The sequence below is a fragment of the Bradyrhizobium sp. KZN70725 genome, assembly GCF_055264925.1.
The window spans coordinates 121,138-141,828 of record NZ_JBUYWT010000007.1 but is presented as its reverse complement, the minus strand read 5'-3'; the positions used below and the strand labels follow the sequence as shown (position 1 = coordinate 141,828).

Below are 20,691 nucleotides of genomic sequence, written 5' to 3'. Positions count from 1 at the left end.
TCAACGGTGTGCCGGTTTGGTTAACAAGCCCTTAACGCGCCCCTAACTCCCTGCTCTGTAAGCAAAATACCCAGAAATCGCCACGATTGCGGTTCCATCCGTCACAATGTGCGGTAGCCGCCATCGACCATCACGATCGATCCCGAGACATAGGCCGACAGGTCCGAGGCGAGGAAGATGGCGGGGCCGACGATGTCCTCCGGCTTGCCGGCGCGGCCGAGCGGGGTGTGGTCCATGAAGACCTTGACGAGGTCGGGATTGGTGGCGCGCACCTTCTCGTTCAACGGCGTCTCGATGAAGCCCGGCCCGATTGCATTGACGCGCACACCATCCTTGCCGAGTTCGGCGGCCAGCGCCTTGGTGAAGCCGAGCACGCCGTGCTTGGAGGCGGTATAGGCCGGCGAACTCGGCGTGCGCAGATGCACGAAGGACTGGATCGAGCCGATGTTGACGATGCGTCCCTTGTTCTTGCGCAGTGGCGCGAGGAACGAATGCGTCACGTTGAACACGCCGGTGAGATTGATCGAGATGATGTCTTCCCAATCCTTGATCACGGCCTCGTCGGTGCCGAGCATGCCGTTGCGGCGCGCGATGCCGGCATTGTTGACCAGGATCGAGACCGGCCCGGCCTTGTCGGCCACTTGCTTTGCCATCGCGACGCAGGCGTCGCGATTGGTCACGTCGAGCGCAAAGCTCTCCGCCTTGCCGCCGGCATTGCGGATCTCCCTGGCCGCTTCCGCCGCCGCATCGCCGTTCATGTCGAGCAGCACCACGCGCGCGCCCTCGCGGCCGTAGCCCCGTGCGATGGCGCGCCCGATGCCCGAGCCCGCACCGGTGATGACGGCGATGTGATTGTCGAGAAGGGCCATGGCGTTTCCTCGTTCTGATTTGTGAGCGTTGTCGACAACACTATTCAAAACTGCGCCAACCGAAACGCCAAGCCGCGTTTGCGCGTTGCTGTTATCCGGATTCGGATGACGGTTACGGACCGCGGACATGGACCCGCATATCAGACACTGGAAAGTTGCGATCGAGCGCTTTTGCGCGGCGCCGGATCCCGACTACCGCGAGATGGCCAAAATGGTCGCGGAGATCGCCGCGACCGACATCGACGAGACGCTGCGGCATGCGGCCGCACAGGTGCTGCCGATCCTGCGCCAGGCGGCGATGAAATCGGCCGACCGCCGCACCAAAGCGATGGCGCTGCGCCGTCTCGGCATCGTCAACGACGCACTGCACATGCTGTCGGCACCGCGGTTTGGCCAGCGCGGCCTGGCGCCGAAGGCGCTGACGCAGGAGGAGCAGTACCGGCAATTGCTCGGCCTGCCGTTGGGCCGCCGCCTCGCTGCGACCGAAGTCCAGCAGGCTTTCAAGCGCGCCGCCAAGACGGTGCATCCCGACGGCGGCGGCAACGGCGCGGCATTCCTCGAACTCGCCGCCGCGCGCGACGCCCTGATCAAGCATCACTGACGCTGGATCGCGTCATATCTGACAGCACAAGGACGGACGCCGCGCTGTTGCCGCGTGTCCGCCCTTTGCGTGATCGAATGGCGTTCGCTCAAAACGCGCAGGTGCCGTTGTTCAGGAGGCCGGTCTTGTAGCTGAACGCAGCGTCGAAGGTCGGCAGCTCCTCGCTGACGATGGAGAAGTTCGCCGGCCACGGCGTGGTCGGGATGCTCTGGTCCCAGATCTGGCAGAAGCCGGTGTCCTGCCAGCGGATCAGATGATAGGGCGTGGCGCTGGCTGGGCTTGCCGCGGCAAGCAAGGACACGGTGGCGGCAATGGCGGCACAGGCAATCGCAAGACGACGCATGGGAAATCTCCGGTTTGAAAAATGAATGCTCCGCGGGGCAATCCTGGAGCTCAGGGGCCGATCGCCCCGGACATGCAGTGAGTATTGCAACCCCGGGAACAGGTTCAACACCGGTCGTGCGAAAGCACCCGTCAACAAATCGGCCATCGCTGTGCCAAATTGCGCCTGTTTACGCGCTTGCTACAGTCGGAGCATCGCGATTCGCAGCCGTGTCACGACGCGAGCAAATCGACGAGAGCAAATCGACGTGAGTAAATCCTGGGGAGACCACACATGAAACCTTCATCCACCCTGCGTGCTGCGCTTGCCGCGCTGCTGGCGTTCATTGGCCTTGCGTTCTCTTCCGCGGCCCGCGCCGACAGCGGCTTCGTGACGCTCACGATCTACAAGGCCGGATGGATCATCGGTGGCTCCGGCGGCAGCGGCGTGTTGACCTTCCGCGGCCGCTCCTACCGGCTCTCCACCGGCGGCCTCGACTACGGACTGGTGTTCGGCGGCTCCAAGACCGTGCTACGCGGCCGGGTCAGCAACATCAACCGTCCGTCCGACGTTGCCGGCGTCTACGGTGCGGCCGGCGCGGGGCTTGCCGTCGGACGCGGCGCGCGTGCGATCGTGCTGACCAATCAGAAGGGCGCGGTGTTGGAGTTGACCGGCCACCAGGTCGGCCTGATGGCCAACGCCGATCTGAGCGGGCTTGCGATCACGATGCGGTAGAGCATTTCGTTCGGTTTATCCCCGTCATCCTGAGGAGCGCGTCTTCGCGCGTCTCGAAGGATGCACGGCCCGACTGGTGGCCGATTCATCCTTCGAGGCTCGCCGAAGTGGCTCGCACCTCCAGCGACAATGGCATAGCCATGACAATGGCATAGCCATTGCGCAGGGATGACGGGGACAGCTAGTCTAAAGCGTTGAGTGCGCGAAGCCGCAAGGCCGTGCCGGCACCGGCCGGGGCGAAGCCGCGCTCACCTGAACAGATGCAGCGCGGCGTATTGCAGCAGCATGATGGTCTTGGCGTCGACGATGCGGCCGTCGCTGATCATGGCGAGCGCGTCGTCGATCGCAAGCTCGAGCACCTCGATGTCCTCGCCCTCGTCGGCGAGCCCGCCGCCGTCACCGATGCGCATCGCGGCGTCGTATTCGGCGACGAAGCAATGCAGCTTCTCGGTCACGGCGCCCGGAGACGTGAAAGCCTCGAACACCTTGCGCACATGCACGAGCCGGTAGCCGATCTCTTCCTCCGCTTCGGCGCGGATGCGTGCTTCCGGCTCGGCACCGTCGAGCATGCCGGCGGCAACCTCGATCAGCAGATCGTCATAACCGTTGGCGAAAGCGGGGAAGCGGAACTGGCGCACCAGCACGACGCAGCGGGTCGTCAGATTGTAGGGCAACAGCGCCGCGCCGTTGCCGCGGTCGTAGACCTCGCGCACCTGGGTCTGCCATTCGCCGTTGGCGCGCCGGTAGTCGAACGTCGCGCTCTTCAGCTCGTAGCGGCGCTTCGAAAGCAGCTCGACGTGCTTGACGCGAACGCGGTCGGCGATGCTCATGCGTCGGTCCTCAGCCCTCTCACGGCGTCGCTTCGCGCCCGTCGAGCCATTTGGCCAGCATCACCGAGGTCGACTCGTCATAGCCGAGCGATTGGTAGAACGCGCCGGCCTTGGCGTTCTCCCGCCGCACCAGCAGTTGCAGCTTCGGCACGCCGGCGGCGCGCAGCCAGTCCTCGGCCGCCGCCATGATGGTGCGGCCAAGCCCCTTGCCCTGGCGGTTGGGATCGACCGCGACGTAATAGACCCAGCCGCGATGACCGTCGTGGCCGACCATCGCGGTCGCCACGATCGCATTGGCGTCGCGGCCGACCAGCACGGCTGAATTCGGTCCGCGCCGCGCCAGCGCGATGTCGGCAGCAGGATCGTTCCATGGCCGCGTCAGGCCGCAGGCCTGCCACAGCGCGACGACATCGGCGATGTCGTTATCGGTGATCTCTGCAATGGCGAGGGAGGCAGAGGAGGAGGGCATCGTCGCCTGCGCGGTCACAGCACCTTGCCCGGGTTCATGATGCCGAGCGGATCGAGCATCGCCTTGACCTGCCGCATCAGCTCGATCGCGACCTTATCCTTGACGTCAGGCAATTCGTCGCGCTTGAGCACGCCGATGCCGTGCTCGGCCGAGATCGAGCCGCCCATCCGCAGCACGATCTCGAACACGACGGCATTCACGTCGTGCCAGCGCGCCAGGAAGTCGGCCGCATTGGCGCCGACCGGCTGGCTGACATTGTAGTGGATGTTGCCGTCGCCGAGATGGCCGAACGGCACCGGCCGCGAACCGGGGATCAGCTTCACCACGGCAGCATTGGCTTCCTCGATGAAGGCGGGCACGGCTGCGACGGGCACCGAGATGTCGTGCTTGATCGAGCCGCCTTCCGGCTTTTGCGCCGCCGACATCTCGTCGCGCAGCTTCCAGAACGCCTGGCGCTGGCTCAGATTGGCGGCGATGACAGCGTCATCGACGATGCCGTCCTCCATGCCCTGGGCCAGGATAGCCTCCAGCGTGTCGCGCGCATCGTCGCGCGACGACGACAATTCCATCAGCACGTACCAGGGGTGCTTGCTCTCAAGCGGATCGCGGATATCGATGCCGTGGCGGATCGAGAAGTCGACCGCGACGTCGGCGAGCAGCTCGAAGCTCGTCAGCGCTCCGGCCGCTTGATCGCGCGAGATCGACAGCAGCTTGAGTGCGGCCGCCGGCGAAGCCAAGCCGACATAGGCGGTCTCGACCGCACGCGGCCGCGGAAACAGCTTTAGCGTGGCCGCGGTAATGATGCCGAGCGTGCCTTCGGCGCCGATGAAGAGGTTGCGCAAATCGTAGCCGGTGTTGTCCTTTTTCAGCTTCGACAGCGCGTTCAGCACACGGCCGTCAGCCAGCACGACTTCGACCCCGAGCGCCATTTCGCGCGCCACGCCATAGGCAAGGGCTCCGGTGCCGCCGGCATTGGTCGAGAGGTTGCCGCCGATCGTGCAGCTGCCTTCTGCGCCGAGCGACAGCGGAAACAGCCGGTCGACCTCGACTGCCCTCTGCTGCGCGACCTGCAGCACCACGCCGGCCTCGCAGGTCATGGTGTTGGATTCGACATCGATATCGCGGATCTTGTCGAGACGCCGCAGCGAGACCACGACCTCGCCATTGTGCGGCGTCTGGCCGCCGACCAGGCCGGTATTGCCGCCCTGCGGCACCAGCGCGATCCTGTGCTCGGTCGCAAGCTTGCAGATCGCAGCGACCTCGGCGGTCGAACCCGGGCGCAGCACCAGCGGCGAGCGGCCGTGGAACAGGTCGCGTTCCTCGGTGACGTAAGGCTTGATGTCGGCAGCATCGGTCACCGCATATTTCGCGCCGACGATGGCGCGGAATTTTTCAAGCAATTCGGGCGGAAGCGGCGGCACCGCTGATTGGACGATGTTCATTTTTTCTTGGTCTTTCACTCAGTCGGGGATCTTTGCCTAAGCATGCCCTTCGCGCAAACGCTTCGCGTTTGTCGCGAGGGAAAACCGGTTCCCGCTTGGCGCCAACGCGGCCGTTCCGGTCCGGGTCATGCTTGTTACCGCCCAACGGCTGCGCGGCGCAGCCGGTCATTGATGGCTTCGCCCAATCCCTCCTCGGGAATCGGCGTCACCGCGATCGCATCCGCGTTTCTCTTGTCGAGGGTGCGAAGGTAGCCGAACAGATTGGCGGCGGCCTCGGCAAGATCGCCGCGCTCGGACAGGTTCATCTCCACCGAGGCGCATTCGCGCCTCGCGACCTTGGCCGGCCCGAACGACAGCAAGGCTTCGCCGACATGGACGTCGCTGGCATTGAGCCGGACCGGTGTCCGCGGCGCGTAGTGAGAGGCGAGCATGCCGGGGGCAACCGGCTGGGCGTCGCTTTCCGCGTCTTGCGGCGGCGACTGCAAGGGCTGGCCGAGCACGCGCTCGATCTCTGCGCGCGTCAGCCCGCCCGGTCGCAGCAGCACCGGATCGGAGAAGCAGCCGATGATGGTGGATTCGACGCCGACCTCGACCGGCCCGCCGTCGACGATCAGGTCGATGCGGCCCGCGAGATCGCCGTTCACATGCTCGGCGGTGGTCGGCGAGACATGGCCGGAGAGATTGGCCGACGGCGCTACCACGGCACCGCCGAAAGCCTTGATGATGTCGCGCGCCACCTTGTGGGCCGGGATGCGTATGGCGACCGTGTCGAGCCCGGCGGTCGCGAGTTCCGCAACTGGGCAGGACAGCGCCTTCGGCAGCACCAGGGTCAGGGGACCCGGCCAGAACGCGTCCGCCAATCGCAGGGCCTGCCCATTGAACAGGGCAATCCGGCGGGCGGCGCCCAGATCGGCGACATGGGCAATCAGGGGATTGAAGGCCGGCCGGCCCTTGGCCTCGTAAAGCCGGGCGATCGCTGAGGCGTTGCCGGCATCGGCGCCGAGGCCATAAACCGTCTCGGTCGGAAACGCCACCAGGCCGCCCTCGGCCAGGACCCCGGCGGCCGTCGCCGTGGCGGCGGCGCCGGCGGACAAAACGTGCGTTTTCAGACCTGTATCCACTGTGACTAGATTCCTCAATTGGGTGGCTCGTGGTCCCTTGCGGTCCCCGAAACCCGACGCTATAAGCCGGCCCTCAGTCGGAGTGTGGCTCAGCCCGGTAGAGCACTGCGTTCGGGACGCAGGGGTCGCAGGTTCGAATCCTGCCACTCCGACCATTCTTTCAAGCACTTATAGTTTCTGTGTTTTTCGTGCGCAACGACATGCGCATCGATTTGAAGCGCGGCTGCCATGTCGGTCGATTTCGGGACGCCTGTCTCTGATATCGGCGATTCGGGACCATTGGAGCGCGCGAGGGTAACGGCCCCTGACGTGATGTTGCGTAGCACGTCGCCAATCACCACACGGTCTCCCTTCGGACCTCTCGACTGATCCTGTCCGGCATCAAAGCACGAATAGCCCGCCGCGAGTAGTGCTCAGCTTGCCGGCGCAAATACCTGTCAAGGGTTGCCGGCGTCAAAGGCCAGCAGAACATTGCCGGGCAGCCCGCTCCATTGCGCGTAGCCGGAATTGACGTACAGCATGCCGTCGACGACGACCGGGCCGGGTCCGTCCATGGCGCCGCCATGGGCCGCAACGCCGTTGACCGTGGCGTAGTCGCGGGCGGTGTCGATTTCCCAGAGCAGCCGTGCGTCATCGGTCGCGTAGGCGCGCAGGAAGCCGCTCACGCCGCCCGAGAACACGACGCCGGGAATGGCGGTGACCGCCGCGGAGAGAGCGGGACTGCACTGGGGGCGGTCGCCACAGGCCACCGGCGCCACCTGCATCGCGATCCTTCCGGTCGCAAGATCGAGCCCGAACAGGCCGCCACCTTCGCTTGAATTCAGACGTCGCGTGCCGTCCCTGAGAAATCGTACGTCCGAATTGGCGACATAGATTCGGTCCTGGTCGGCGGCGGAACCCCATTCGGTCCCGCCCAACGCGCCACCCTTGCCGATCCGCGTCTGCCACAGGATCTTGCCCTCGTGGTCGGGATCGAGCGCGTGGACCACGCCGGATTTCTGGCCGATCACCAGCACGCGCTGTCCGTTACGCAGGCTCACCAGGATCGGTGATTGGCCGAAATCATGGTCGGGGCCGCGGTCTTCCGGACAATTGCTCTGATCGGTGCCGAAACACGCAACGACGAAGCTGTCCTTCGGTGTGGCCTGTTGGTGCCAAAGCATTCGGCCGGTCGCGAGATCGAACGCGAGGATGGCATCGCTGGTGTCGGTTGCCGGATCGGCATAGCTGTTCGAGGTCGCGACATAGAGCGCCTGGCGCTGCACGTCGATCGTCGGCGCGGACCAGACCGACGCGCCGGCCGGACCGAACAGCTGGGTCCCGAGGGCGTTCGCCCGTGTCGGATGCGGTGCCTCGGGAATCGTATAGGCCTTCCAGATCTGCGCGCCGGTCTCGGCCTTCAGCGCAACGACGCTGCCGCGAAACGTACAGCACTGGTAGGTGGGACGAGACCCGATAGCCTCCTCGATCGATGAAACGCCGACATAGACGACGCCGGAATAGAACACTGGCGCACCGGTAATCCGGCCGGCCACATGATCGTCGACCTTGCTCTTCCAGATCAGTTTGCCGGTCGCGGCATTCAGGGCGTAGACGTTGGCACGCACATCGCCAAAGAAGATGGCAGGCTGGCCGTTGTCCAGCGGGGCAAAGCTGATGGCCGTCCGCACCGGCGCCTCGGTCGGAAACGCCCAGCGCGTGCAGCCGCTTTTGGCGTCGAGGGCGTGGACCTTGCGGTCGCCGCCACCGACGAACAGCAAGCCGCCGACGACAGCCGGCTGCGCGTTGGCGTTCGACGTGTCAGGAAATCCGAACGCCCATTTCAGACGCAGCCGCGGGACCTGGTCTTGCGCGAGGCCGGCCATTGCCGCCGGCTGAAACCGGCTGTTGTTGATATCCGTGCCCCAACCGTTCCACCGCGGCCCATCGATCGGCTGCGGAAAGCCGGTCTCGTTCTGCGCGCATTGGCCTGCGCTCTCGGTTGGCACGAGCGACGCGGCCTTTCCGGTGACGAGTGAGGCGATCGCCGCCCGCTCGTCGCTGGTCAGTCCCTGCGCGAAGGATGCCATCGGGCCGGTGGTGATCGCACCAAGCACCTCGTCGAACGATCTGGATTGCAGGGTGGTGCGGCTCGGCGCGCGAACACCCGTGTTGCTGCTGTCGTGACATTGCGCACAGCGTTGCGCGTAGAGGTCGGCACCGGCTTGCTGCGCCGCGGCGGGCAGGCAAGACGAGATCAGGGCGATGGCAATCGCAGCACTCAGTTTCATCGTGATTCACCGGCGTTGGCTTTGATGAAGAGAGCAATTGCAGCTTAGCACAACCTTCCGGCTGCCATCGTGCCTGGCGGAGGCCGGCCGCACGTATGGCGGTGCAACATCCGATCGCCGCCTTCAATTCGAGCGCCCGCCGGCGCGATCTCCCATTGACAGGTCGGTCGATGTGATAGAATTATAACAAGATAAGTTGCAAAAATAACAATATGTCACCATCGTACCAGCGCCTCGCGCGGTCGACGGGAGGAAAATTTGGAATTGTCCGGTTCGATCGCAGCCGAGCCTCGGCCGTCGACGGCGCTGTTGATGGTCGGTGGCATCAACAAACGCTTCGGCGGCGTGCGGGCGTTGCGCGACGTCAACCTAGAGGTCCGGGCCGGCGAGGTGCACGCGCTGCTGGGCGAGAACGGGGCCGGCAAGTCCACGCTGATCAAGATCCTTAGTGGTGTCCACGCGGCCGACAGCGGCACGATCGAGATCGCCGGCAAACCAGCTACGTTCGACAGTCCGGCTAGATCGCGCGAGGCAGGCATCGCCGTCGTCTATCAGGACCTCAGTCTCGTCGAGTCGCTGAGCGTCGCCGACAATCTGTTGCTCGGCCGCGAGCCGCGTACGCGGTTCGGCTTTGTCCGCAAGCGCGAACTGATGGCCAGGGCCGGGGCGTTCCTGAGCGAGCTCGGCATTCCCCTCGATACCAAGGCAGCAGTCGGCTCGCTGCCGTTCGCCTACCGCCAGATGACCGAGATCGCCAAGGCACTGATGGGCGAGGTGCGCCTGTTGATCCTCGATGAACCGACATCGTCCCTTACTTCGGATGAAGTTCGCATCCTGTTCGATGCGATCGGCAAGGCGACGCGCCGCGGCGTTGGCGTGATCTATGTGACGCATCGGCTCAACGAGGTGTTCGAGATCTCGCAGCGTGTCACGGTGCTGCGCGACGGCGGCAATGCCGGGACTTTCGTCACCGCCGAGACCGACATGAAGCGGCTGGTGAACGCCATCATCGGCATCGATCGATTGGTGCCCGCGGCGTCGCGCGCCGAACCTGCAGTTGCGCGTTCATTCGATCCGTCGCCGGTTCTGTCGCTGTCGCGCGTGTCGAACGATCGCCTGTCGGCCGTCGAACTGTCCGTGATGAAGGGTGAGATCCACGGCCTTGCCGGATTGATCGGCAGCGGACGCACCGAGATTCTGGAGACCATCTTCGGCCTTCGGCCGGTCGACAGCGGCACATGCCAGATCGACGGCCGGCCATGGCTGCCGAGGAGCGCGGCCGATGCGATCGACCATGGCGTCGCGCTGGTGCCGGAAGACCGGCATCTGCAGGGCCTGGTGCTGGATCATTCGATCGAGCGCAACATCACCTTGCCGCGGATTCCGCATTTCTCGCGCTGGGGCTTCATGCAGCAGCGCGCCGCCGCCCGGCGTGCCGACGCTGCGGTGGCGAGGCTGTCGGTGAAGGCACAAGGCGCTTCGAGCCTGGTCAGGACATTGTCCGGCGGCAACCAGCAGAAGGTCGTGTTCGGAAAATGGAATGATCCGCGGCCGCGCGTGCTGCTGCTCGACGAGCCGACGGTCGGCGTCGACGTCGGCGCGCGCGAGGAGATCTACGGCGTGATCCGCAATGCCGCTCGCGACGGCACCGGCGTCCTGGTGGTCTCGTCGGACCTCGTCGAACTGATCGAGCTCTGCGACCGCATCTCCGTGATCGTCGATGGACGCGTGGCGCGAACGCTGCTGCGCGGGGAGATCGATGATGCCGAAGAGCTCCATCATCTGCTGCAGATCTACCAGGCTTCCGAACAAGGCGTATTGCAAGAGCTGCTCGCATGACCGAACTGACCGCGCCCAACCTCGTCGCCTCGTCGACCCGATCCGATCGACGCCGCAAGCTGCTGCAGAATCTGCTGCGGGGTGAGCGGCCCTACATGCTGTACATCGCCTTCGTGGTGCTGCTGGTCGTGTTCAGCCTGTCCTCGCCCTGGTTCCTGTCGGTCGACAATTTCCTGAACGTCGGACGCCAGACCACGCTGGTCTCGATCATCGCGGTCGGCATGACCTTTGTGATCATCGCGCGCCAGATCGATCTGTCGGTCGCATCGACATTGGCGCTGTCGGGCATGGCCGCGGCGCTCGCGATGAGTCAGATCAACAATAGCTGGATCGTAGGCGCTGTTGCCGGGCTCGGCACCGGCGCGCTGGTCGGGCTGCTCAACGGCATCCTGACCACGCAGCTCTCGATCCCGTCGTTCCTGGTGACGCTGGGTTCACTGAGCATGGCGCGCGGTTTGGCGATGATGGTAACCAATACCAAGCCTGTCATCATCACCAACGAGACGTACTTTGCGATCTTCGGCGAAGGCTCGTTCCTGGGCATACCGGTTCCGATCGCCTGGACGCTGGTGGCGATGATCGTCGGCATCCTGCTGCTGCACTATAACGTGTTCGGCCGCCGCATCTATGCGGTCGGCGGCAATCCGACCGCGGCGCTGTATTCCGGTATCAACACCAAATGGGTAACGACCGCGGCCTTTGTGCTGACCGGCGCGCTCGCCGGGCTTGCGGCGCTGGTGCTGTCCGCGCGCTCGCACGCCGCGCGGCCCGACGTCGTGCAGGGCATGGAGCTCGACGTCATCGCCGCCGTGATCCTCGGTGGTTGCAGCCTGTTCGGCGGGCGCGGCTACATCCTGGGGACGCTGTTCGGCAGCCTCATCATCGGCACACTCAACAACGGCCTCGTGCTGCTCGGCGTCAGCTCGCCGCTGCAGCTCGTCATCAAGGGAGCGATCATCGTGGCCGCGGTCGCCTTCACGAAACGCTAGAGCACGACGGTGCAGCGCATGGGCCGCAAGGTCAGGCGTTGCAAGGGTAGGGGCAAGGTCGCCGGCCTCCGGTCAATCGGCGACCAAAACGGGAGGAAACAATGAAGCCGATCTTGCGACAAACCCTGCCGCTGACCGCGTTGATCGCGGCGACGGCCATTTCGATCGCCGCCTCGGCTCGCGCCGAAGTGCCTGCAACCTGCGTCAAGGGCGTCGATCTCGCGACGCTTGGACCGAAATCGATCGTCGGTCAGGGGCCGCACGGCGAGAAGGCCGCCTCGCCCGAAGTGCTGGCGCTGTCGGACGCCGATGCCGCCAAGATCAGGGAGAAGCATTTCAAGGTCGGCATCTCCATGCAGACCGTCAATCTCGACTGGGCGCAACTGCAGATCCAGGGCATCACCGATACGCTGAAGAAGTACGGTGTGACCGTCACCGGCGTCGCGTCCGCCGAATATCAGGTCGACAAGCAGATCGCCGATATCGAGAACACCATCCAGCAGCATCCGGATGGCATCATCTCGATCCCGGTCGATTTCACGGCGACCGCACCGACCTACAAGAAGATCGCCAAGGCCGGCATCAAGCTCGTGCTGATGGACAGCATCCCGACCGGCCTGAAGCATCCGGAGGAATATGCCTCCATGATCTCGGCGGATAGCCAGGGCAACGGCCTGATCGCGGCCCAGATCCTGGCGTCCTGCGTCGCGCAGGGCGGCACCATCGGCCTCGTCAATTTCGGCGTCGATTATTTCAGCACCAACGAGCGCACCAAGGGCGTCCGTGAGTGGATGCAGAAGAATCGTCCCGACATCAAGATGAAGCAGGTCGACTTCACCGACCCGCCGAAGGTGTCGCAGATCGCGGGCGACTTCCTCACCGGCAATCCGGATATCAAGGGCCTGTTCGCGGTCTGGGACCAGCCGGCGCTCGATACGCTGAGCTCGATGCGCGCGCAGGGCATCGACATTCCGGTCGCCACCGTCGATCTCGGCCTGCAATCGGCGATCGAGATCGCCAAGGGTGGCCCGCTGAAGGCGACCGGATCGCAGCGCCCCTATGACCAGGGTGTCGCCGAAGCGATGGCCATGATGAACGCGCTGCTCGGCAAGGAAACGCCGGGCTGGATCGGTGTGCAGTCGCTGCCGGTGACGCAGTCCAACGTGTTGGAATCCTACAAGACGGTGTTCAAGAAGGAGCCGCCGCCGGAGCTGACCGACGCCTGCAACAAGGCGAAGCCTGCCTGCAACTGAGCCGCAGGAGTGCGATGCGTGGTCCCGCGAGCCCGCGCATCGTGAGCAGCCTGATCCGGGCGTGCCAGCCCCCGCTCGGATCAGGTTGCGCTGGTCACGTACTCGACGGGAAGGCTACGGAAGTGCTTGCGCATGTCCGCTGACGCCGCGCCGCCGACGATGATGCGCGAGAACGCGCCGATATCGGAGAAGAACGCCGACTTGAGGCTGCCGAGCTTGCTGGCGTCGATCACCAGGATGCTTTCCATCGCGGTCTCGATGACGGCCTGCTTGACGGCGACCTCGTGAAAATTCGAGCAGCTCGCGCCGCGGGTCCAGTGCACGCCGCCCGCGGAGATGAAGGCCTTGTTGATGCCGAGCCGCCGCAGATAGGATAGGCCGTCGTCCGACGCAAAGGACTGCGACGACGGATGGTAGAGGCCGCCCATCAGCATCACCTGCGTGGCCGGCCGTCGCGTGACGATCGACGCCACGTTCATCGAATAGCAGATCACCGAAAGCGGCAGGTCCTCCGGTAGGCAGTCCGCCAGCGACTGCATCGTCGTGCCGCAATCGATGAAGATCGTATCGCCTTCCTTGATCGAGGCCGCGGCAGACCGGCAGGCCAGGCGCTTGTCCTGGGTGTGCTGATCGATCTCCTGCTCGAACGTGTACTTGACCCCGGTCGGCGACGCCGCATTGACGACGTAGCCGCCGAGCAGCGCCAGCGCGGCGTCCGGCCCGGCGAGATCACGCCGGACCGTCATTTCGGAAACCTTGAGGAGCTCGGCGGCGTCCTTCAGATGCAGCGTGCCGCTCGATTCGACGGCGCGGCGCAGCCTCTGCAGGCGCTGCACGCGCGTCTCGCTTGGTCGTGCGTTCGATGTTTCAGCCATTTTGATCGCCGGGCTTGCTTATCCGATTGACAATGATCTTACAATGTTGTGAGTTTATCAACGTCGATTTGTTACAATAATAACATCCAGTCCGGCGGGCTGATCGAGGGTCGGGGACGGTGTCGTCCTCAGGCCGTCGGCAAACCCCGCGGCAAGGTCAGGGGAGGATCACATGTTGCGATCGACACATTCAGTCTATCTGGCGATCTCGTCGATTCGCTAGGACGCACGGCGCCTCCATGACGCAGAGCGTCTTCATGCAGAATCCATCCCCATTGGCCGCGCAGTCGCCTTCCCCGGGCGGCGGGCATCAGCTCCCGCGCAACAGCGGTCGCGCGCTCGAGATGGATTGGGTCGACGAGATCAGGATCAATCTGTCGGCCGCCGAACGCCGCGTTGCGAGCCTGCCGGGCCGGCGCACGGTCAAGAAAGACGCGCAGGCGGCGTGGCTTCTCAAGGCGATCACCTGCATCGACCTGACGACGCTCAATGGCGACGATACGACCGAACGGGTGAAGCGCCTCTGCGCCAAGGCCAAAGCGCCGGTGCGCGGCGACCTTCTCGAGCGGCTCGGCTTTGCCGGCCGCGAGCTGCATACCGGCGCGGTCTGTGTCTACCATCGGTTCGTGGCGACGGCCGTCGAAGCGCTCAGCGGATCGGACATCCCGGTCGCCGCGGTCTCGACCGGATTTCCCGCAGGCCTCGTGCCGCATGATCTGAAGCTGAAGGAGATCGAAGCGTCGGTCCGCGACGGCGCGCAGGAGATCGACATCGTCATCACGCGCGAGCATGTGCTGACCGGCGATTGGCGGGCGCTTTACGCCGAGGTGCGGGATTTCCGCGTCGCCTGCGTCGACGCGCATCTGAAGACGATCCTGGCCACCGGCGATCTCAAGACGCTGCGCAATGTCGCCAAGGCGTCGATGGTCTGCATGATGGCCGGCGCCGATTTCATCAAGACCTCCACCGGCAAGGAAGGCGTCAACGCGACGCTGCCGGTGACGCTCGCGATGCTGCGGATGATCCGCGTCTATCAGGAGCGCACCGGCTACCAGATCGGCTTCAAGCCGGCCGGCGGAATCTCGACGGCAAAGGACGTGCTCAACTATCAGTTCCTGATGAAGGAGGAGCTGGGACGCGACTGGCTCGAGCCGGATCTGTTCCGCATCGGCGCCTCCAGCCTGCTCGCCGATATCGAGCGACAGCTCGAGCATCACGTGACCGGCCACTATTCGGCCTTCAATCGCCACCCCGTGGGATGAGACTCCAGCGATGAGCGTCGCAAGCTATTTCGAGACCATGGAGTATGGCCCCGCGCCGGAGGCGGACGGCGAGGCACGCGCCTGGCTGGCGCGGCATGGCGCCACGTTCGGGCATTTCATCGCCGGCAAGTTCACAGCGCCGCACGCCGGCAAACACCTCACGACGACCGAGCCGGCCACGGGCAAGACGCTGGCGCGCATCGCGCAGGGCGCCGCCGCCGATATCGAGGCGGCGGTCAACGCCGCACGCACTGCGCAGACAGCCTGGGCAAAGCTCGGCGGTCACGGCCGCGCGCGTCATCTCTATGCGTTGGCGCGCATGCTACAGCGTCACGCCCGGCTGTTCGCCGTGCTGGAGGCGATCGACAACGGCAAGCCGATCCGGGAAACCCGCGATCTCGACGTGCCGCTCGCCGCGCGCCATTTCCTCTATCACGCCGGCTGGGCGCAGCTGCAGGAGCGCGAATTCACCGATCAGGTGCCGGTTGGCGTGATCGGGCAGATCATTCCGTGGAATTTTCCGCTGCTGATGCTGGCGTGGAAGATCGCGCCGGCGCTGGCCGCGGGCAATACGGTGGTGCTGAAGCCGGCGGAGTTCACCTCGCTCACCGCGCTGCTGTTCGCCGAACTGTCGGCCGAGGCCGGCCTGCCGCCGGGCGTGCTGAATGTCGTGACCGGCGACGGTGCCACCGGCGCGCTGCTGGTCGAAAGCCCCGGCGTCGACAAGATCGCGTTCACCGGCTCGACCGAGGTCGGACGGCTGATCCGCCAGTCGACCGCAGGCACCGGCAAGTCCCTCACGCTGGAGCTCGGCGGCAAGTCGCCGTTCATCGTGTTCGACGATGCCGATATCGACGGCGCGGTGGAAGGCGTGGTGGATGCGATCTGGTTCAACCAGGGCCAGGTCTGCTGCGCCGGCTCGCGGCTGCTGCTGCAGGAGGGGATCGCGGAGACTTTCCGCCGGCGCCTGATCCGCCGCATGGAGACGCTTCGCGTCGGCATGCCGCTCGACAAGGCGATCGACATGGGCGCGGTGGTCGCGCCGGTGCAACTCGAACGGATCAAGTCGCTGGTCGAGACCGGAGTGAAGGAGGGTGCCGAGAAATATCAGGCGTCCGGTGCGATCCCGGCGGAAGGATGTTTCTATCCGCCGACCTTGCTCTGGAACGTGCATCCGTCCTCGACGGTTGCGACCGAAGAGATCTTCGGCCCTGTCCTGGTGGCGATGACGTTCCGCACCCCCGACGAGGCTGTGATGCTCGCCAACAACACGCGCTACGGTCTTGCTGCGAGCGTGTGGAGCGAGACGCTCGGGCTGGCGCTCGATATCGCGCCGAAGCTCTTGGCCGGCGTGGTCTGGGTCAACGCCACCAATCTGTTCGACGCCAGCGTCGGCTTCGGCGGCTATCGCGAGTCCGGCTTCGGCCGCGAGGGCGGCCGTGAAGGCATGTATGAGTACCTCAAGCCGAAGGCCTGGAGCGGGCGCAAGGCGCGGGCCAAGGCATCGCCGCTGGCGACGGCTTCTGGCGCCAGCGCCGGATTCGATGTGCCGCCGATCGATCGAACGGCAAAACTGTTCGTCGGCGGCAAGCAGGTGCGCCCGGACGGCAATTATTCGCGTCCGGTGCTGTCGCCGAAGGGCCGGCGCCTCGGCGAGGCAGGCGAGGGCAATCGCAAGGATATCCGCAATGCGGTGGCCGCGGCGCGCTCCGCCGAGTCCTGGGCGCGGGCGACGGCGCATAATCGCGCCCAGATCCTCTATTACCTTGCCGAGAATCTTTCCGCGCGCGGCGACGAATTCGCCCGGCGCATCGCCGAGATGACCGGCGTGTCGGCTGCGAAGGCGCGCACGGAAGTCGATGCGAGCATCGAGCGGTTGTTCAGCTATGGCGCCTGGGCGGACAAATTCGAAGGATCCATCCACGCGCCGCCGCTGCGCGGCGTGGCGCTCGCGATGCATGAGCCGATCGGCGTGGTCGGCGTCGCCTGTCCCGACGAGGCGCCGCTGCTTGCCTTCATCAGCCTGGTGGCGCCGCTGGTTGCGATGGGCAACCGGGTCGTCGCCGTGCCCAGCGAGCGGCATCCGCTCGCCGCGACCGACTTCTACCAGGTGCTGGAGACCTCGGACGTGCCTGGCGGCGTGGTCAACATCGTCACCGGCGATCACAGCGAGCTGGTCAAGGTGCTTGCCGAGCACGACGATGTCGACGCGCTCTGGGCGTTCGGATCGCAGGACGCCTCAGCGGCCGCCGAACGGCTGTCGATCGGCAATCTCAAACGGACGCTGGTCGATCATGGCCTCGCGCTCGATTGGTACGACAAGGCCGCGAGCGAGGGCCCGATCCTGCTCCGCCACGCGGTGCAGGTGAAGAACATCTGGATTCCGTACGGTGACTAGCGACGTCACCTCGCGGTGATATCGATGGGGTTCGGACCGTCAGAGTCCGGCGAGTTTGAACACAAGGGAGGGACGCAACATGCTCAAGGGCATCGATCCACTGCTCAATGCCGACGTACTCTATGCCCTGCGGGCGATGGGGCATGGTGATCGTCTGGTGGTGTGCGATACCAATTTTCCGGCCGACTCGATCGCGCGCCAGACGGTTCTCGGCCGGTTGCTGCGCATCGACAATGTCAACGCGGCTAGGGCGATCGAGGCGATGCTGTCGGTGATGCCGCTCGATACGTTTGTCGACGATGCAGCGATCCGCATGGAGATTGTCGGCCAGGCTCAGGAAGTGCCACCCGTGCAGCGCGAGGTGCAGGCCGCGATCGATCGCGCGGAGGGACGGTCATGGCCGCTGGTCGGCGTCGAGCGCCACGCTTTCTACGAGAAGGCCAAGACGGCCTATTGCGTGATCGCGACGGGCGAGCGGCGCTTCTATGGCTGCTTCCTGTTCAGCAAGGGCGTGATCGGGCCGGACGGGGAGTGACGAGATGAGCAAGAGTGGCGTCGCCGTCCTCGGCGTCTTCGTCGTCGACTTGGCGTTCCGCGCCGGCAACATGCCGGCGATCGGCGAGACGATCGCCGGTTCGGGATTCGCGATGGGGCCCGGCGGCAAGGGATCCAACCAGGCTGTCGCGGCCGCGCGGGCCGGCGCCGGCGTGAGCTTCATCTCGCGGATCGGCAGCGACGCCTTCGGCGAGCTTGCGATCAGGACCTGGGAGGCCGAGGGAATCCGGCCGCGCGTGGCGAGGACCGCGGATGCGCCGACCGGCGCGGCGTTTATCTATGTCCATGAGACGTGCGGCGACAACGCCATCATCGTGGTGCCGGGTGCAGCGGGCGGTATCGGCCCGGCCGATGTCGACGCGGTGGCGGACGCGATCCGCGACAGCCGCGTGTTCGTGACGCAGCTCGAGCAGCCGGTCGATGCAGCGCGGCGCGGACTCGAGATTGCGCGCGCCGCCGGCAGCATCACGGTGTTCAATCCGGCACCGGCGATCCAATTCGACGATGGCCTGTTTGCGCTGTGCGATTATGTCGTTCCCAACGAGACCGAGGCCGAAGCGCTCACAGGCATCGCGGTGGGCGACCTCGCCGGCGCCCGCCGCGCCGGCGACGCCCTGTTGGCCAAAGGCGCCGGGACCGCGCTGATCACCCTCGGCGAACGCGGCGCGCTATTCCATGCGCGGGATCGCTCGCTGCACGTGCCGCCCTTCGCGTCCGGCAAGGTCGTCGAAACCACCGGCGCGGGCGATGCATTCGTCGGCGGCTTCGCGGCGGCGCTCGCCGACGGCGTCGATCCGCTCGAGGCCGCGCGGTTCGGTGCGGCCACGGCGGGAATCTCGGTGACCCGGCCGGGCACCGCGCCCGCGATGCCGCGGCGCGCGGAGATCGAAGCGCTGCTGAGGGGATGATGCTGCGATGATGCGGAATGATCCGATCAAGCATGTCTTCATCTGGCCGGCGGTGCTCGTCGTGCTGGCGATCTCGATATTTCCGCTGATCTATTCGCTGACTACGAGCTTCCTCAGCTACCGGCTGATTCCGCCGATCCCGCCGCGCGTCGTCTGGCTTGGCAATTATGCGGCGTTGTTGCAGGAGCCGCGGTTCTGGAATGCGCTCTTCACCACGACGCTGATTGCGCTGATCGCGGTCGGGTTGCAATACGCGATCGGGTTCGGCGTCGCGCTGGCGCTGAATGCGCGGGTGCCGGGTGAGCGGCTGTTCCGCGTCGCCCTGCTGCTGCCGATGCTGCTGGCGCCCGTCGCGGTCGCGCTGGTGGCGCGCATGATCTTCAATCCGACGATGGGACCGCTCAATCAGTTCCTGTCGAAGTTCGGCCTGGTCAACCTGCCGTTCCTTACCAATGGACATTGGGCACTCGCCTGCATCATCGCGGTCGAGGTCTGGCAGTGGACCCCGTTCGTCATCCTGATGATGCTAGCCGGGCTGCAAACGCTTCCCGAAGATGTCTACGAGGCCGCCGAGCTCGAGAATGCCAGCGCCTGGCAGCAGTTCTGGGCCATCACCTTTCCGATGATGCTGCCGATCTCGGCCGCCGTCGTCTTCATCCGCCTGATCGAGAGCTATAAGATCATGGACACGGTGTTCGTGATGACCGGCGGCGGGCCGGGCGTCGACACCGAGACGCTGACGCTGTTCGCCTATCAGGAAGGTTTCAAGAAGTTCAATCTCGGCTACACATCGGCGCTCAGCTTCCTGTTCCTGATCGCGATCACGATCATCGGCGTGACTTATCTGGCGCTGCTGCGGCCGCATCTGGAGAAGCGCCGATGAGCGGCCAGGGCTTGACGGGACTGTCGCCATGGCGCCGCCGCCTGGTCGCGGCCGGCGTTCTCATCTGGTGCCTGATCACGGTGTTTCCGCTCTATTGGGTGGTGGTGACCGCATTCAAGACGCCGCCCGGCGTCGTCGGCGGGCCGACCTATCTGCCGTTCATCGACTTCACGCCGACCTTGCAGCCCTTCATCGATCTCTATCAGGGCATCCGCGGCGAGTTCTTCCGGACCTTCCTGAACTCGACCATCGTTGGCCTATCCGCGGCAGCGATCGCCACGGCGATTGGCGCGATGGCGGCCTATGCGCTGGTGCGCTTCGAATTCAAGGTCCGCTTCGGCGCGGGCCTCGCGTTCTTCCTGCTCGCGCTCGGCGGCTACCTGCTGTTCAACACGACGTTCGGGTTCACCCGCCCGCAGGCCCTGTTGCTGGCCTTTCCGATCGCGCTGATCGTGGCCGTCGCCGCCAACCGCCTGCCGCTGCCCGGACCGATCCTCGGCAATGAGGACATCCTGTTCTGGTTCGTCAGCCAGCGCATGTTCCCGCCCATCGTCACCGCCTTCGCGCTGTATCTGCTCTACAGCGAGATCGGGCGGCTGGGCTTCCAGCTGATCGACAGCTTTGTCGGCCTGACGCTCTGCTACGTCGCCTTCTCGCTGCCGATCGTCGTCTGGCTGATGCGCGACTTCTTCGAGGCTGTGCCGATCGAGGTCGAGGAGGCGGCGATGGTCGACAATGTGCCGAGCTGGCGCATCTTCTTCGGCATCGTGGTGCCGATGTCGATGAACGGGCTGCTGGCGACGTTCATGATCACGCTGGCCTTCGTCTGGAACGAGTTTCTGTTCGCGCTGTTCCTGACCAATTCCAGATGGCAGACGCTGCCGATCCTGGTGGCGGGACAGAACAGCCAGCGCGGCGACGAATGGTGGGCGATATCGGCTGCGGCGCTCGTCGCCATCGTTCCCATGATGATCATGGCGGGCCTGCTCAGCCGGATGATGCGGTCGGGCCTGCTGCTCGGGGCCATCAAATAGCAAAAAACCTTGTAGGGAGGACTAGACGATGTTGCG

At 65.3% G+C, this 20,691-nt stretch carries 19 protein-coding genes and 1 tRNA gene; 12 read left to right on the top strand and 8 right to left on the bottom strand.

The window, feature by feature from the left end:
- Positions 1-101: 101 nt before the first annotated feature.
- Positions 102-869 carry an SDR family NAD(P)-dependent oxidoreductase gene (locus ACZBJS_RS09340; RefSeq protein WP_316395730.1) on the bottom strand — a complete coding sequence of 256 codons (768 nt, stop codon included), beginning with the start codon at positions 867-869 and terminating at the stop codon, positions 102-104.
- A 127-nt stretch (positions 870-996) separates the two neighbouring features.
- Between ACZBJS_RS09340 and ACZBJS_RS09335 the strand changes: the two genes are divergently transcribed.
- On the top strand, positions 997-1,470 hold the full coding sequence (locus tag ACZBJS_RS09335) for a hypothetical protein (RefSeq protein WP_316395728.1): 474 nt from the start codon (positions 997-999) through the stop codon (positions 1,468-1,470).
- An 88-nt stretch (positions 1,471-1,558) separates the two neighbouring features.
- Here the strand turns inward: ACZBJS_RS09335 and ACZBJS_RS09330 are convergent, their stop codons facing one another.
- A complete protein-coding gene (locus ACZBJS_RS09330; protein ID WP_057019143.1) occupies positions 1,559-1,813 on the bottom strand; it encodes a hypothetical protein in 255 nt (84 codons plus the stop codon).
- A gap of 273 nt (positions 1,814-2,086) precedes the next feature.
- Between ACZBJS_RS09330 and ACZBJS_RS09325 the strand changes: the two genes are divergently transcribed.
- Positions 2,087-2,527, top strand: a complete 441-nt coding sequence (locus ACZBJS_RS09325; protein WP_141343177.1) for a hypothetical protein — start codon at positions 2,087-2,089, stop codon at positions 2,525-2,527.
- Positions 2,528-2,775: 248 nt separating this feature from the next.
- Here ACZBJS_RS09325 and ACZBJS_RS09320 read toward each other — a convergent pair whose 3' ends face one another.
- The 4 genes from ACZBJS_RS09320 to ACZBJS_RS09305 form a co-directional block, all read right to left on the bottom strand.
- Positions 2,776-3,357: an NUDIX hydrolase gene (locus ACZBJS_RS09320; protein WP_316395727.1), complete on the bottom strand. Its 582-nt coding sequence runs from the start codon at positions 3,355-3,357 to the stop codon at positions 2,776-2,778.
- 19 nt (positions 3,358-3,376) lie between these two features.
- A complete protein-coding gene (locus ACZBJS_RS09315) occupies positions 3,377-3,826 on the bottom strand; it encodes a GNAT family acetyltransferase (protein WP_035632483.1) in 450 nt (149 codons plus the stop codon).
- A gap of 14 nt (positions 3,827-3,840) precedes the next feature.
- Positions 3,841-5,268, bottom strand: coding sequence for an FAD-binding oxidoreductase (locus tag ACZBJS_RS09310; protein ID WP_316395725.1), 1,428 nt, complete (start codon positions 5,266-5,268; stop codon positions 3,841-3,843).
- A gap of 134 nt (positions 5,269-5,402) precedes the next feature.
- Positions 5,403-6,389, bottom strand: coding sequence for an L-threonylcarbamoyladenylate synthase (locus tag ACZBJS_RS09305; RefSeq protein ID WP_092087289.1), 987 nt, complete (start codon positions 6,387-6,389; stop codon positions 5,403-5,405).
- 78 nt (positions 6,390-6,467) lie between these two features.
- Here ACZBJS_RS09305 and ACZBJS_RS09300 point away from each other — a divergent pair.
- Positions 6,468-6,544 (top strand) — tRNA-Pro (locus tag ACZBJS_RS09300).
- A 282-nt stretch (positions 6,545-6,826) separates the two neighbouring features.
- Here ACZBJS_RS09300 and ACZBJS_RS09295 read toward each other — a convergent pair.
- Positions 6,827-8,659 carry an outer membrane protein assembly factor BamB family protein gene (locus ACZBJS_RS09295; protein WP_316396046.1) on the bottom strand — a complete coding sequence of 611 codons (1,833 nt, stop codon included), beginning with the start codon at positions 8,657-8,659 and terminating at the stop codon, positions 6,827-6,829.
- Between the two features lie 258 nt (positions 8,660-8,917).
- Here ACZBJS_RS09295 and ACZBJS_RS09290 point away from each other — a divergent pair, with 258 nt between their 5' ends.
- The 3 genes from ACZBJS_RS09290 to ACZBJS_RS09280 all read left to right on the top strand — a co-directional run bounded on the left by ACZBJS_RS09290 (position 8,918) and on the right by ACZBJS_RS09280 (position 12,740).
- On the top strand, positions 8,918-10,498 hold the full coding sequence (locus tag ACZBJS_RS09290) for a sugar ABC transporter ATP-binding protein (RefSeq protein WP_316396045.1): 1,581 nt from the start codon (positions 8,918-8,920) through the stop codon (positions 10,496-10,498).
- The gene (locus tag ACZBJS_RS09285) at positions 10,495-11,487 is read left to right on the top strand and encodes an ABC transporter permease (RefSeq protein WP_316396044.1); all 993 of its coding nucleotides are present in this window, start codon (positions 10,495-10,497) and stop codon (positions 11,485-11,487) included. Before ACZBJS_RS09290 ends, ACZBJS_RS09285 begins: the two co-directional genes overlap by 4 nt.
- A gap of 101 nt (positions 11,488-11,588) precedes the next feature.
- Entirely contained in the window at positions 11,589-12,740 is a 1,152-nt protein-coding gene (locus ACZBJS_RS09280; protein ID WP_057018879.1) for a substrate-binding domain-containing protein, read from the top strand.
- An 80-nt stretch (positions 12,741-12,820) separates the two neighbouring features.
- Here the strand turns inward: ACZBJS_RS09280 and ACZBJS_RS09275 are convergent, their stop codons facing one another.
- Positions 12,821-13,615, bottom strand: coding sequence for a DeoR/GlpR family DNA-binding transcription regulator (locus ACZBJS_RS09275; RefSeq protein WP_057018878.1), 795 nt, complete (start codon positions 13,613-13,615; stop codon positions 12,821-12,823).
- A gap of 257 nt (positions 13,616-13,872) precedes the next feature.
- Here ACZBJS_RS09275 and deoC point away from each other — a divergent pair, with 257 nt between their 5' ends.
- The 6 genes from deoC (at position 13,873) to ACZBJS_RS09245 (ending at position 20,655) form a co-directional block, all read left to right on the top strand.
- Positions 13,873-14,877: a deoxyribose-phosphate aldolase gene (gene deoC / locus ACZBJS_RS09270; RefSeq protein WP_316396042.1), complete on the top strand. Its 1,005-nt coding sequence runs from the start codon at positions 13,873-13,875 to the stop codon at positions 14,875-14,877.
- 10 nt (positions 14,878-14,887) lie between these two features.
- Positions 14,888-17,275, top strand: a complete 2,388-nt coding sequence (locus tag ACZBJS_RS09265; protein WP_316396041.1) for an aldehyde dehydrogenase family protein — start codon at positions 14,888-14,890, stop codon at positions 17,273-17,275.
- 79 nt (positions 17,276-17,354) lie between these two features.
- Positions 17,355-17,810: an RbsD/FucU family protein gene (locus tag ACZBJS_RS09260; RefSeq protein WP_316396040.1), complete on the top strand. Its 456-nt coding sequence runs from the start codon at positions 17,355-17,357 to the stop codon at positions 17,808-17,810.
- Between the two features lie 4 nt (positions 17,811-17,814).
- Positions 17,815-18,738 carry a ribokinase gene (locus ACZBJS_RS09255; protein WP_316396039.1) on the top strand — a complete coding sequence of 308 codons (924 nt, stop codon included), beginning with the start codon at positions 17,815-17,817 and terminating at the stop codon, positions 18,736-18,738.
- Positions 18,739-18,745: 7 nt separating this feature from the next.
- Positions 18,746-19,621 (top strand): carbohydrate ABC transporter permease, encoded by an 876-nt coding sequence (locus ACZBJS_RS09250; protein WP_253624229.1) that lies wholly within the window; start codon positions 18,746-18,748, stop codon positions 19,619-19,621.
- Complete coding sequence (locus ACZBJS_RS09245; protein ID WP_057018873.1) at positions 19,618-20,655, top strand: carbohydrate ABC transporter permease; 1,038 nt, start codon at positions 19,618-19,620, stop codon at positions 20,653-20,655. Before ACZBJS_RS09250 ends, ACZBJS_RS09245 begins: the two co-directional genes overlap by 4 nt.
- Positions 20,656-20,691: the final 36 nt, after the last annotated feature.